The sequence below is a fragment of the Stenotrophomonas sp. NPDC077659 genome (assembly GCF_050268705.1).
Lineage (GTDB): Bacteria > Pseudomonadota > Gammaproteobacteria > Xanthomonadales > Xanthomonadaceae > Stenotrophomonas.
In genome coordinates this window covers 41547-54383 of the sequence record NZ_JBNNHG010000003.1, presented here as the reverse complement: position 1 = coordinate 54383, position 12837 = coordinate 41547, and the positions used below count along the sequence as shown (strand labels likewise).

Sequence of the window (12837 nt, the reverse complement as noted above, 5' to 3'; positions counted from 1 at the left end):
ATCCCGCCCCCCGAGCCTGCATGTCCGCCCACGAATCCCGCCTCAGCCGCCTGTGGGCCCACGAGAAGGCCAGCTATGGCCTGCGCGTCTTCATCGCCCTGACCACTGCACTGGGTGTGTGCTGGCACTTGGATGCGCTGCCGGCCCTGCCCGGCGTGTTCCTGGGCATCATCGCAAGCGCCATCGCCGAGACCGATGACAACTGGTGGGGCCGGACCAAGGCGGTGCTGCTGTCGCTGCTGTGCTTCTGCATCGCCGCCGCCTCGGTCATCTGGCTGTTCCCGCTGCCATGGGTGTTCATCGGCGCGCTGGCGCTGTCCACGTTCTGCCTGACCCTGCTGGGTGCGCTGGGCGAGCGCTACGCCTCCATCGCCCAGGCCACGGTGACGCTGGCCATCTACACCATGATCGGGATGGAACAGCATGGCGGCGCCGGCGACCTCGCACGCGCTCTCGATGCGGTCAGCCACCTGCTGGCCGGTGCGGTCTGGTACGGCCTGCTGTCGATCCTGTGGACGGCCCTGTTCGCCAACCGTCCGGTACGCGAGCGGGTTGCGCGCCTTTACGTGGAACTGGGCCGCTACCTGCAGCTCAAGGCCACCCTGTTTGAACCGGTGCGTGAAGCCGACCTGCAGCGCCGCCAGCTGGATCTGGCCGAACAGAACCGGCGCGTGGTCGGTGCCCTCAACGAAGCCAAGGCCGCGATCCTGGCCCGCTTCGGCCGCTCCGGGCGGCCGGGCGTCAATTCCGGACTGTACCTGCGCCTGTACTACATGGCGCAGGATTTCCACGAGCGCGCCAGCTCCTCGCACTACCCCTACGGCGCGCTGGTCGACGCGTTCTTCCACAGTGACGTGCTGTACCGCTGCCAACGCCTGCTCGATCTGCAGGGCCAGGCCTGTGCGCGTCTGGGTGAGGCGATCCGCCTGCGCCGCCCCTTCGTGTACGGCGAAAGCAACCAGCAGGCCGGACGCGATCTGGCCGACGCACTGGCCTACCTGCGTGAACAGCAGCGCCCGCAGTGGCAGCGCCTGCTCGGTTCGCTGGATCTGCTGGTGCACAACCTGCGCAGCATCGAACGCCGCCTGCTCGACGCAGAGCGCTCGGATGCCAGCCTGGACAACGTCGATACGCGCCTGCGCGACAGCAACCCGCACACCCTGCGCGAAATGGGCGTGCGCATCCGCCAGCAGCTCACGCCCGGCTCGGTGCTGTTCCGCCATGGCCTGCGCATGGCCGTGGCACTGGTCGCCGGTTTCATGGCCATCCGCCTGTTCAACGCACAGAACGGCTCGTGGGTGCTGCTGACCATCGTGTTCGTGTGCCGCCCCAATTTCGGCGCCACCCGCCAACGCCTGGCCCAGCGCATCGCCGGCACGCTGGCCGGCCTGGTGTTCACCTGGGCGCTGCTGCAGCTGTTCCCACAGCTGCACGTACAATTGCTGATCGCCCTGCTGTCGGCGCTGGTGTTCTTCTACAACCGTACTGATCGCTACCTGGTCGCCTCAGCGGCCATCACGGTGATGGCGCTGACCTGCTTCAACCTGATCGGCGACGGCTTCGTGCTGATCGTCCCGCGCATGGTCGATACGGTGCTGGGCTGTGCGATTGCCGCCGCCGCCGCATTCCTGATCCTGCCGGACTGGCAGGGCCGGCAGCTGCACCTCGTGCTGGCACGCGTGCTGGATACCGCCGCACGTTACCTCGATTCGGTACTGGGCCAGTACCGCAGCGGCATGCGTGACGACCTCGCCTACCGCATCGCCCGCCGCGACATGCACAACGCCGATGCCGCGCTGTCCACGGCGCTGTCGAACATGCTGCGCGAGCCCGGCCATGTGCGCCGCAATCTGGATGCGGGCTTCCATTTCCTGGCATTGTCCAACACCCTGCTCGGCCATCTGTCGGCGCTGGGCGCGCACCGCGACCAGGTGGACAGCTACGCCGGTGATCCGCTGGCATTGGCGGCCGGTGAACGCGTGCGCAAGGCGCTGCAGCAGCTGGCCACGGCCCTGGCCGCACGCCAGCCGGTCGCGGAAGATGACAACGACGCTGATCGTGCGGTGGCCGCCGAGCTGGAACAGATCGAAGATGCCATGCCGCCGAAGCTGCAGCTGATCCGCACGCAGATGGCGCTGGTGCTGCGGTTGCTGCCGAAGGTGCGCGCGGCGGCGAATGAGGCGGTGCGTACGCTCACCTGACAACGTGCCGCCGGGCATGGCCCGGCGCTACCGGTGCTGCATCCACGCATGGGGCGGATCTACTGCGCCGTGCGCAACAGCGCGTTTCGCCTGGCGCTGCACCCCGATCACGCGGCTGCGCGGATACTGGGTGTTCCCCTGCTCACGGACTCCTCCATGAAGATCGAACTCGCCGGCCACACCGCGCTGGTCACTGCTTCCACCGCCGGCATCGGGCTGGCCATCGCGCAGGGCCTGGCCGAAGCCGGTGCGCGGGTAATCCTCAACGGCCGCAGCACCGGGAGTATCGAACGCGCACGCCAGCGCCTGCTGGCTGCAGTTCCGGGTGCCGACGTGACCGGCGTCGCCGCCGACCTCTCCGATGCAGCCGGCGTCGATACCCTGCTGGCCGGCCTGCCCCAGGTCGACATCCTGGTCAACAACGCCGGCATCTTCGGCCCCGAGGACTTCTTCGAGACTGAAGACGCGACCTGGGAGCGCTACTGGCAGACCAACGTGATGTCCGGCGTACGCCTGTCGCGTGCGCTGCTGCCGGCGATGGTGGCAGCCGGTTGGGGCCGCGTGTTGTTCATTTCCTCCGAATCGGCACGCAACATTCCGGCCGACATGATCCATTACGGCGTCAGCAAGACCGCGCAGCTGTCGCTGTCGCGCGGCTTGGCCAAGCGCGTGGCCGGCAGCGGTGTCACCGTCAATGCGGTGCTGCCTGGCCCGACCCTGTCCGACGGCTTCGCGGCGATGTTCGAAGAGGAACGCCAGCGCAGCGGCAAGCCGCTGGAGCAGATCGGCCGCGAGTTCGTGATGGCACACCGGCCGTCTTCTGTGATCCAGCGCACCGCCACGGTCGAGGAAGTGGCCAACATGGTGGTCTATCTGGCCTCGCCGCAGGCCTCGGCGACCTCCGGCGCGGCACTGCGCGTGGATGGCGGCGTGGTGGACGATATCGTCTGAAGTTCTGCAGGTGTGCGGACCAACGGTCCGCACCCATAGCCGCAGGTCCAGGTAGATCCACGCCACGCGTGGATGCACCTGGCCGCCGTCCCGACACACGGGCAGGAATGCTAGGCTGCGGCGGTCAAGGAGGCTCCATGTCCAGTCACAACCAGTTCGCCCTGCTGCGCCAGCGCCGTTTCCTGCCGTTCTTCATCGTGCAGTCGCTGGGCGCCTTCAACGACAACGTGTACCGGCAGGCGATCATCGGCCTGCTGTTCTACCTGGGGGTGTCAGAGGCCGAACGCTCGCTGTACACCAACCTGGCACCGGCCATCTTCATCCTGCCCTACTTCCTGTTCTCCGCGCTGGCCGGGCAGATTGCCGACAAGCTGGAGAAATCGCGGCTGATCGTGATCACCACCACCATGGAGATCGTGATCATGTCGCTGGCCGGCATCGGCTTCTTCACCCAGCACATGGGCGTGCTGCTGGTGGCGCTGTTCTGCACCGGCCTGCAGTCGACCCTGTTCGGGCCGGTGAAGTATTCGGTGCTGCCCTCGGTGCTGCGCCCCGAGGAACTGACCGGCGGCAACGGCCTGGTGGAAATGGGCACTTCGCTGTCCATCCTCACCGGCATGATCTTCGGTGGCCTCATCTTCACCCTGGCCGGCAGCCACGGCCCCACCGTGGCCGCAACCGCCGTGGTGATCCTGGCGGTCTGCGGCAACGTGGCCGCGCGCATGATCCCGCGCGTTGATGCCGGCGCACCGGACCTGAAGATCAACTGGAACCCGCTGCCCGAATCGCTGGCCGTGCTGCGCATGGCGCGCAAGCAGAAAGCCGTGCGCAACGCCATCCTCGGCGTGTCCTGGTTCTGGTTCGTCGGCACCATCCTCACCTCGCAGCTGCCCAGCTACGCGGTGGTCAACCTCGGCGGCGAACCGACGCTGTACATCTTTGCCCTGGCCCTGTTCTCGGTCGGCACCGGCGTCGGCTCGCTGCTGTGCGAGAAGCTGTCGGCGCGCACCGTGGAAATCGGCCTGGTGCCGCTGGGTGCGTTCGGCATGACCGCCTTCCTGCTTGATCTGTACTTTGCCCGTGCCGGCGTGGCCACCGCGCAGGGACTGTCGCTGCCGCAGTTCGTGCACGCGCCGGGAAGCATCCGCATCATCATCGATCTTGTCGGTATCGGCCTGTTCACCGGCTTCTTCGTGGTGCCTCTGTTCGCGCTCATCCAGAGCCGTACACCGAGGGCTGAAATGTCCCGCGTGTTCGCCGCGCTGAACATCCAGAACTCCGGTTTCATCGTGGCTGCGGCGTTGATCGGCCTGGCCGCCAGCAAGCTGGGCGTCACCATTCCGCAGCTGTTCCTGGCCCTGGCCATCGCCAATGCCATCGTGGCGATCTACATCTTCACCATCGTCCCCGAATTCCTGATGCGGTTCCTCAGCTGGGTGATGGTGCGCACCCTGTACCGGCTGCGCCCGCACGGCATCGAGGCCAACGTGCCCGATGAAGGCGCCGCACTGCTGGTCTGCAACCACGTCAGCTACATGGACGCGCTGATCCTGTCGGCGACGATCCCGCGCCCGGTGCGCTTCGTCATGTACTACAAAATCTTCAACATCCCGGTGATGCGCTGGATCTTCCGCACCGCCAAGGCGATCCCCATCGCCGGTGCGCGCGAGGACCCGGCGCTGATGCAGCGCGCGTTCGATGAGATAGATGCGGCGCTGGCCGAGGGTGAACTGGTCTGCATCTTCCCGGAAGGCGCGCTGACCAAGGATGGCGCGATGGCACCGTTCAAGTCCGGCGTCGAAAAGATCCTGGAACGACGGCCGGTGCCGGTGGTGCCGATGGCGCTGCGCGGCATGTGGTCGAGCATGTGGAGCCGGCGCGACAGCCGCCTGGGTCGCATGCGCGTGCCGCGGCGTTTCCGCGCGACGGTGCAGGTGGTGGCGGCGCCGGCGGTGGATGGTCATCACACCGACGCCCCGGCGCTGGAGGCCCAGGTGCGGCTCCTGCGCGGCGAACATCCGTGACACGCTTGCGCCGCTTCGGTGGCTGGACATAGACTCGATGCTCGCCGCAGACGCGGCAGCGCATCGACGACACGGAAGATCACAATGCAGTTCAGAACGGAGTTCACCCGGGACATCGAGCGGCACTTGGCCGTTCCGGGCGGCAGTCTCGGCGGATGTATCGGCCTGCTGCGGCAGGCGGACCTGATCCAATGGCTGCGCGGTTGTATCCTTGAGGAACTGTCCGACTGCGGCCAACCCAGCCAGGAGGCGTTCGCCGTCACCTTGGCGCAGGGGCCGAGCTGGCAGCTGAAGGTGGTCCAGCAGTCGATCAACACGCGCTTCCTGTATACGCAGCCGTTCGAGCTGATCGTGATGCCGTTGAACGGCACGCTGCAGGTGAACACCTATCAGCTCGATGCGCCTGCAACAGTCGCCGAAGGCAGCCGGATCCACCTTCTCGACAGCAGCGTGCTTGAAGTCGGCAGCGCGTTGCTATGCGGTAGCACGGGCACTGTGCATGACCTGCGCATCCAGCGCCCCACCCTTGTGGCCAAGCTGATCGGGGCGGTGCGCCAGCCGTTGCAATGGATGATCGATCGCGAGCGCGGCGAGGTCATCCAGGCCATTTCCTCCAGCCCGATCCATTCCGAACTGGAAATCATGGCGCGCACGCTGGGCGCCCTGCGCGATGGTGGCAGCGATACGCTGTCCCGTCTCGCCGCCCATGAAAGCCACTTCGTGCGCTGGGCCGCGATCCAGGCCATGGGCCGCATCGACCCGACGCAGGCGCTGCAGCTGCTGGAAGGCGCGCGCAATGATGCACACGCGCAGATCCGCCAGAGTGCGGCCAACGTACTGGCCCGTTACACAGGAGCCCGCAACTGATGGCGATCACGCCGACACTCTCCGGGCACACCCAGCCGCTGGACCTGGACGGATTCATGGCCCTGGCGCGCGCGCAGGTGGACGTGAACGAGCCGGAAAGCGCGCTGCAGCTCGCCGATGCGCTGGCCGGCCTGGCCCAGCACCCGCACCTGATCCGCGATGCGATCCAGAAGCAGGCCGACGCCTTCCTGCAGGGCAACCGGCAGGTCAGCTACACCCCGCAGTCGATCATCCTGGCCGGCAGCGAAAGCTTCTACGTGCGTGCCAACATTTGGACGCCGCCCCGCTTGTCCGGCGCCATCCGCGAACAGGAAGAACGGATCTTCTCCTACAACCTGGCGCACGACCACAATTTCGCCTTCCTCACCGCCGGTTGCTTCGGTTCCGGCTACAGGACCGAGATCTTCGAGTACGACCCCAGCCAGGTGGTGGGCTATGTCGGCGAACCGGTCGAACTGACCGCGCTGGAAGAAACCACCCTGCCGCAGGGCAAGGTGATGTTCTACCGCGAGCGGCGTGACATCCACATCCAGCACGCGCCGACCGAGCTGTCGATCTCACTGAACCTGATGCTGCTGTCACCGCGCAGCCAGGACACCGAGCAGTACTTCTTCGATACCCACAAGGGCGTGATCTCCGGCATTCCCGAAGCGGCTTACGTGTACCGCAAGGCTTCACTGGCTGCGCTGCTCGGCATGATCGGTGACGGGGACGCGCTGCCCACCCTGCACGCACTGCTGGACGGGCAGCCGAACCGGCGTATCAGGGTCTCGGCGATGCAGGCCATCCACTCCCTGCAGACACGCCTGGAGCAGCACAGCTATATCAGCCGGCGCTTCGTCGACGATGCCGACCCGCTGATGGCGATGGCTGCGCGCAGCCTGCACGACGGCGGCCGACTGGACGCCGGCCTGGACCTGGCCAGCGCCGCCGATCTGTACAAGCGCGACTGACCGGTACGAACACAGGTGCCGATGCCTCTCGGCGGCACCTGCTTCCATCACGAGAGGCTTTTCATCCAAAAGGACTGCGAGCATGAACAACGAAGTGATGCTGGAAATTGAAGACCTGCCCACCAATGTTGCCCCGACCGGCGTTTCCGACGGCGTGATCGGTCTGTTCCAGATCCTGCTGCTGTGGCCGCAGGAAGCAAACTGATCCAACGCCGTGGCGTCCCTGGGGCGCCACGGCACCGCAACTGCACTGGACGAACGGTCGCTCCGATGTCAAGATGACGGCCGCCCCTCGTCAAGGAATGATTCATGAGCACCCCGCAGCCGCCGCAGCTCGCAGCCGGCGCCCCGCAGACCTATCTGGTTCCGTCCATCATCGGCACGGTTGCATCGTTCATCGTCTGCTGCCTTTCATGTTTCAGCCTGCCTGGCATCGCCACCGGTATCGTCGCCATCGTCTACGGCAACAAGGTCAGCAAGCTGCTGGCAGCCGGTGATGTGGTGGGCGCCGTCACTGCCTCGCGCACCGCGAAGATCTGGATGTGGGTCACCTTCGGCATCATCGCGCTGGGCGTGGTGGTCTTCGTCGTTTCGCTGCTCACCATGGGCGGCATCGACGGCTACATGGCGCGCATGCAGGAAATCCGCGGGCAGCTGGGCCAGTGATGAGCCAGGTCCAGCTCCCGCGCTGGACTTGGTTCGCGGCGCCACCGGCCCTGGCGGCCGCCTCCGCCGCCGCTTGGCTGCTGTACCGCGTCGATCCCAGCAGCGCCGCCAGCCCTTTCCCACCCTGCGCATTCCGTGCGCTCACCGGCCTTTACTGCGTGGGCTGTGGTGGCACCCGTTGCGCGCATGCGTTGCTGCATGGCGACGTTACCACGGCACTGGCGATGAATCCCCTGCTGGTCATCAGCCAGCCCTTCCTGCTGCTGATGCTTCTGAACATCGCCGGCATCCGCCCGCGCGTGCTGGATCCGCTGATGCGGGTGCTGGCCAACCCCACGTTCTGGCTCTGGCTGCTGCCCGGCTACGCGCTGCTGCGCAATCTGCCGTGGGCACCGTTCACGGCGCTGGCGCCGGTCTAGGTTTCCAGCCAACGGCGCAGCCCCCTCGTGGTCGGTGGCGGTATCTGAAGGTCGCCCGGCCACCGACAGTTTCCGTGCGCGTCCACCACGGAAACGAAAGAGAAGATCAAAAACGAGAGCGGATCGCTTCGCTGCGCTTGCTCGGAGCCGAGCATGGCTCGGCTCTACAAGACATCCGTCCCCAGGAAATTGTCGGGGGCACCTGTTGCTGTTGCTCCGGACGTTGCCTCTGCAGGTGCAAGGCTGCAAGCCCTGCAAAAAACACCTACGTCACCCAGCCTGCAATCACCAGCAGCGCCAGCACCGCCAGCCACAGCAGCAGCATCCGCCACACCAGGCTCATCGCATCGCGCAGGTCCGGCAGCCGCTGCCACACCGGCAACAGGCCCACTTCGGTGTAGTCATGCGCTTCTTCGCGCAGCTCGGCATTCACACTCGCCCGCGCCACCGCGCCCAGGAACCCGATGTTGCCTGCCAGGCGCTCACCGTGGGCCTGCCGCCAGGCCTTCCATGCCGTGTCGAAGTTGCCGACCAGCGCCATCGAGAACGCCATCAGCTGTGCCACCGGCCATTCGATCCAGGCCAGCAGGCGCTGTGCCAGCGCCAGCGGCTCCACCGGCACCCGCGCACGCATCGGGCTTTCGGCCATCAGCGCCAGCAGGCGGTAGCCCAGCGCACCCACCGGCCCCAGCAGCAGGAACCAGAACAGCACCGCAAACCAGCGCCGCAGCGCATTCAACACGGTGGCCTCGACCAGCGAGGGCACGTCTTCGCGCAGGCTGCCACCGGCCGCCTGCAGGTTGCGCACCGCCGCTTGGCGGCTTGCCGCATCGTCGGCGTCGATGATGGCCTCGATATCCCGGTCCAGGTCTCGCGGGCCCCAGCACCAGGCCAGCACCGCCACGCCCAGCAGCAGGCCGGGCAGCCCGAACAGCACCCCGTGCAGCAACCAGGCCAGCAGGGCCATCAGCAGCAGCGGTGGCATGATCGCCAGCGCCACGCCGGCCGCCCCCTGCCACGCCCGCCCGCCATGCGCGTCCAACCAGCCCAGCCAGCGCCGGAAGCCGTCGAAGCGGCGCAGCGACGCGGCAGCAGCCGGGGCAACGTGGCCCAGAGCCAGCGCCACCAACACGGCGACCAGGGTGGTGAACATGGCAGGTCTCCCTACGAACAAGCGTTCTGCGCCGCTACCTTACCTGTCGCAGCGGCGCGTTCAGCGGTGAACGTTACTGTAACCCGGCGCGTGTTCAGGTGGCGGCAATGCTGCCACCGGCACGCCCCGGCAAGGCAGCGGCGATCACCCCTGCTGCTGCCGGTACCAGTGCTCGATCAACCCGCGCGAGATTGAAATCGGCGGCGACAGGCGGATGCCTTCGCCATCGTCCTCTACGTCCCGTGCCAGCGCGGCCCCCACCTCTTCAGCAGTGAACCAGCGAGCATCTTCCAGCTCGCCATCGACGGTCGGCACGTCGTCCTGCGCCTGCGCGCGGAAGCCCACCATCAGCGCGCCGGGGAACGGCCACGGCTGCGAACCGAGGTACTGGCAGGCGGTCACCCGCACCTTGCTCTCTTCGTGGACTTCGCGCACCACGGTCTGCTCGAAGGTTTCGCCGGGCTCGACGAAGCCGGCCAGCACCGAATAGCGGCGCGGGGCCCAGTTGGACTGGCGGCCCAGCAGCAACCGGCCCTGGTTTTCCACCGCCACGATCACCGCCGGGTCGACCCGCGGGTAATGCTCGGTGGAACACTGCGGGCAGCGACCGACGAAACCGCCGCGGGCGAACACCACCGCGCCACCGCATACCCCGCAGAAGCGCGTGCGCGAATGCCAGTAGGACATGCCGCGGGCGTAGCTGAAGGCGGTGGCGTCTGCCACGCTCCACAGCAGCGCCGCCTGGCGCAGGTCGAGCCGGCGCGGTGCGGTCTGGGTGATGTTGGCCGCTTCGACGGAGAACCAGGCCTGCCCGCCGCGCAGGCCAAGGAAGATGGCCGCACCGGGGCCACCGCCGATGTCGGCGCCGGTCAGCGCGATCGGCTGGTCGTCTTCAGCGGTGAAGGCGGTGCCGTCCCGGTCCAGGACAAGAATGCGCGCATCCGGCCACAGGCGTGCGAGTGCTTCGGCATCGTCGCGCAGGGCATCGGCGCGCTCCAGCGGCTCGGCCACGAAGGCGAAACCGGAAAGCGGCGAAGGAGAAGTAAGCATCCGGCAAGCCTGCCGCCAATTGCCGCAGGTGGCAAGTTCGACAGTGTGCGCAGTGTGCTGGTGCTGTCCGCCGGACAGGCACATCCACGCATGGCGTGGATCTACATGCTGAAGCTGCTGCCGCACCCGCAGGTGGTCTTCGCGTTCGGATTGCGGATCACGAACTGCGCACCGGTCAGGCTCTCGGTGTAGTCGACCTCGGCGCCCATCAGGTACTGCAGGCTCAGCGGATCGACCAGCAGGGTAACCCCGCTGGTCTGCACCGCCAGGTCATCCTCGGCGCGGTTCTCGTCGAACTCGAAGCCGTACTGGAAGCCGGAACAGCCACCGCCCTCGATGTACACGCGCAATGCCAGATCGGGGTTGCCCTCGTCCTGGATCAGTTCCTTCACCTTGGCCGCAGCCGATTCGGTGAAGTTCAGCGGCCGCTCCAGCGACTGGTAGTCGGGAGCGGCGGCCGGCGTGGCGCCGGGCAGGGAAACTAGCGTGCTCATGGCCCCAGCATGGGGGCGCCGGGGACGGCTTTCAAGCCATCGCCTCGGCCAGCTTGCGACGCGCGGCGGTACCGCCCTTGCCCTCGGCTGCTTCACCTTCCGGTGCGGGCAGGGCCGCAACCGGACTGCTGGCATGGATCAGCCGGCCATTCAGCTGGGCGCCCGCATTCATTTCCACCACCTGGTAATGGACATTGCCGTTGACCCGCGCACTCGGGGTCAGCTCGACCTTCTCGCTGGCATGCACGTCACCGTCCAAGCGGCCGCTGATGACCACCACCTGGGCACGGATCTCGCCTTCGATGACGCCATGCTCGGCGACCGTCAGGGTCGCGCCACTGGCGCCTTCGGCGGCGATCACCTTGCCGTGGATGCGGCCTTCCACATAAAGCCCGCCACTGAATTCCACATCGCCGCGGATCACCACCTGGCTGCCGATCAGGGCATCCACCACCAGTTGGCTTTCACGGTTGGATTTGCTGCTTCCGAACATCTGCCTACTCCCCTTTGCTGGCCGGCGCGCCGGCCTGTTTCCAGTCAAATACCTGCGTGGTGCCCCCTGCACCACTGCCCAGTGTCACCCGCACCCGTTGCGGGGTGAAGTCTGCCGGCAGCATCACGCTGCCAGTGAGCTGCTGGAAGTACCGGAAGGAGTAATCCTGTCCCGGCACCTTGCTGCGCTGGTGCAGCTCATCCCAGCTGATCGTGGCCAGTTTGCCGTTCTTCACGCCTTCGACGGTAAAGCGCATCTGCCCTTGGCTGATGGCCCCGCGGTTGAGGTTCTGGGTCAGCACCACGGCGTACTGCCAGGTGCCGGCCGATTCGGGGCTGAACTCGATCGAGTGGGTGTTCAGGCCCTTGCGCTGGCTGGTCGAACCGACCAGGCGCTCGTAGAAGGCCACGTCGGCACGCAGGCCGGCGATCTCTTCGTCGCGCTCGGCCAGCGAGGACTGCACCTCGGTGTTGGCCGCGCGGCTGATGCGGTCGGAGGCTTCCAGCGTGGCCTGCTTCTGGCGCAGCTCAGTCAGCTGCGCCTGCAGGGTGTCGGCGTGCTTTTCGGCCGCCTGCAGGCGCTGGCCCTGCGCGTCGCGCGGCGCGCCCAGCCAGCAGCCTCCCAGCACCGCCAGCACCAGGCTGAGCAGCCAGATGCCGGCAATGACCAGCAGGCGACGGCGGTCGACCGGCGGCGGGTTCGCGCCGGGCAGGCGGACCTGCACGCGCATGGGTGGGCGGTTGTTCATGGGAAGTCTCCGTGGACTCGCAATGGCGACACCAGCACGGCCCCTGTAGCAAGCGACGGGCTAGTGTATGACAGGAACGGTGGCATTCCCCGACGGCGGCCGGCACCCGGCGGTGGTGTTCAGCGACGTCATCGCCGATAGTGTGGCACCCCGCACAGTTCCGTCGCCGGAGCCCGCCATGACCGAAGCCCACCTGTTCGTGATCGGCATCCTGCTGGCCTGGCTGGCCGGCATCCGCGTGTACCTCACCGTGTTCGGCGTCGGTCTGGCCGGCCTGCTCGGCTGGGTCGACCTGCCGCCGGCCCTGCAGGCCACCGAATCCTGGTGGGTGCTGGGCACCTCGGCGGTGCTGGCCGTTGCCGAATTCTTCGCCGACAAGATTCCCGGCGTCGATTCCATCTGGGACCTCGTCCAGACCCTGGCCCGGGTACCGGCCGGTGCGTTCCTTGCCGCCGCCACGCTGTCGCCGGATGGCCAGCTGGGCACCGGCAGCCTGCTGGCCGGCGCCGGCGTCGCCCTGGCCAGCCACGGCCTGAAGGCCGGCACCCGCGCCCTTCTCAACACCTCGCCCGAACCGGCCAGCAACTGGGTCGCCTCTGCAGCGGAAGACACCGTGGTGATCGGCGGCCTGGCCCTGGCACTGGCCCATCCGTGGATCGCGTTGGGGGTGGTGCTGGCCTGCAGCCTGGCCGGCGCCCTGCTGGTATGGCTGGTCTGGCGCACCCTGTGGAAGGGCGTGCGCTGGCTGGCCCGCGCCGGCAGCGCTGCCACACCCGGCCAACCGCGTACCGGCTGAACGCCGGGCTTGGCGCATAATG

General features: G+C 67.3%; 14 protein-coding genes. 9 read left to right on the top strand and 5 right to left on the bottom strand.

Features of this window, described 5'->3' with window-relative positions; genetic code table 11:
- Window positions 1-20: 20 nt before the first annotated feature.
- From yccS to ACQKDV_RS00965, 8 genes are all read left to right on the top strand, one after another.
- Complete coding sequence (gene yccS, locus ACQKDV_RS01000; protein WP_427781930.1) at window positions 21-2201, top strand: YccS family putative transporter; 2181 nt, start codon at window positions 21-23, stop codon at window positions 2199-2201.
- A 156-nt stretch (window positions 2202-2357) separates the two neighbouring features.
- Entirely contained in the window at window positions 2358-3152 is a 795-nt protein-coding gene (locus ACQKDV_RS00995; protein ID WP_427781929.1) for an SDR family NAD(P)-dependent oxidoreductase, read from the top strand.
- A gap of 137 nt (window positions 3153-3289) precedes the next feature.
- The gene (locus tag ACQKDV_RS00990; RefSeq protein WP_427781928.1) at window positions 3290-5176 is read left to right on the top strand and encodes an MFS transporter; all 1887 of its coding nucleotides are present in this window, start codon (window positions 3290-3292) and stop codon (window positions 5174-5176) included.
- A gap of 84 nt (window positions 5177-5260) precedes the next feature.
- Entirely contained in the window at window positions 5261-6043 is a 783-nt protein-coding gene (locus ACQKDV_RS00985; protein ID WP_427781927.1) for a HEAT repeat domain-containing protein, read from the top strand.
- A complete protein-coding gene (locus ACQKDV_RS00980; RefSeq protein WP_427781926.1) occupies window positions 6043-6996 on the top strand; it encodes a hypothetical protein in 954 nt (317 codons plus the stop codon). The genes ACQKDV_RS00985 and ACQKDV_RS00980 overlap by 1 nt, the downstream gene beginning before the upstream one ends.
- Before the next feature lie 82 nt (window positions 6997-7078).
- On the top strand, window positions 7079-7201 hold the full coding sequence (locus ACQKDV_RS00975) for a hypothetical protein (protein WP_427781925.1): 123 nt from the start codon (window positions 7079-7081) through the stop codon (window positions 7199-7201).
- 104 nt (window positions 7202-7305) lie between these two features.
- On the top strand, window positions 7306-7662 hold the full coding sequence (locus ACQKDV_RS00970; protein WP_427781924.1) for a CD225/dispanin family protein: 357 nt from the start codon (window positions 7306-7308) through the stop codon (window positions 7660-7662).
- Entirely contained in the window at window positions 7662-8081 is a 420-nt protein-coding gene (locus tag ACQKDV_RS00965; protein WP_427781923.1) for a DUF2752 domain-containing protein, read from the top strand. Before ACQKDV_RS00970 ends, ACQKDV_RS00965 begins: the two co-directional genes overlap by 1 nt.
- A gap of 265 nt (window positions 8082-8346) precedes the next feature.
- On the opposite strand, the gene ampE is transcribed toward ACQKDV_RS00965, so the two are convergent.
- From ampE to ACQKDV_RS00940, 5 genes are all read right to left on the bottom strand, one after another.
- Window positions 8347-9234 (bottom strand): regulatory signaling modulator protein AmpE, encoded by an 888-nt coding sequence (ampE, locus tag ACQKDV_RS00960; RefSeq protein ID WP_427781922.1) that lies wholly within the window; start codon window positions 9232-9234, stop codon window positions 8347-8349.
- Window positions 9235-9378: 144 nt separating this feature from the next.
- Complete coding sequence (nudC, locus tag ACQKDV_RS00955; protein ID WP_427781921.1) at window positions 9379-10284, bottom strand: NAD(+) diphosphatase; 906 nt, start codon at window positions 10282-10284, stop codon at window positions 9379-9381.
- 101 nt (window positions 10285-10385) lie between these two features.
- Window positions 10386-10778 carry an iron-sulfur cluster insertion protein ErpA gene (gene erpA / locus ACQKDV_RS00950; protein WP_108747525.1) on the bottom strand — a complete coding sequence of 131 codons (393 nt, stop codon included), beginning with the start codon at window positions 10776-10778 and terminating at the stop codon, window positions 10386-10388.
- A gap of 31 nt (window positions 10779-10809) precedes the next feature.
- Complete coding sequence (locus tag ACQKDV_RS00945) at window positions 10810-11271, bottom strand: bactofilin family protein (RefSeq protein WP_427781920.1); 462 nt, start codon at window positions 11269-11271, stop codon at window positions 10810-10812.
- Window positions 11272-11275: 4 nt separating this feature from the next.
- Complete coding sequence (locus ACQKDV_RS00940) at window positions 11276-12019, bottom strand: DUF6776 family protein (RefSeq protein ID WP_324810877.1); 744 nt, start codon at window positions 12017-12019, stop codon at window positions 11276-11278.
- A 178-nt stretch (window positions 12020-12197) separates the two neighbouring features.
- On the opposite strand from ACQKDV_RS00940, the gene ACQKDV_RS00935 reads away from it, so the two are divergent.
- Window positions 12198-12815 (top strand): DUF4126 domain-containing protein, encoded by a 618-nt coding sequence (locus tag ACQKDV_RS00935; RefSeq protein ID WP_427781919.1) that lies wholly within the window; start codon window positions 12198-12200, stop codon window positions 12813-12815.
- Window positions 12816-12837: the final 22 nt, after the last annotated feature.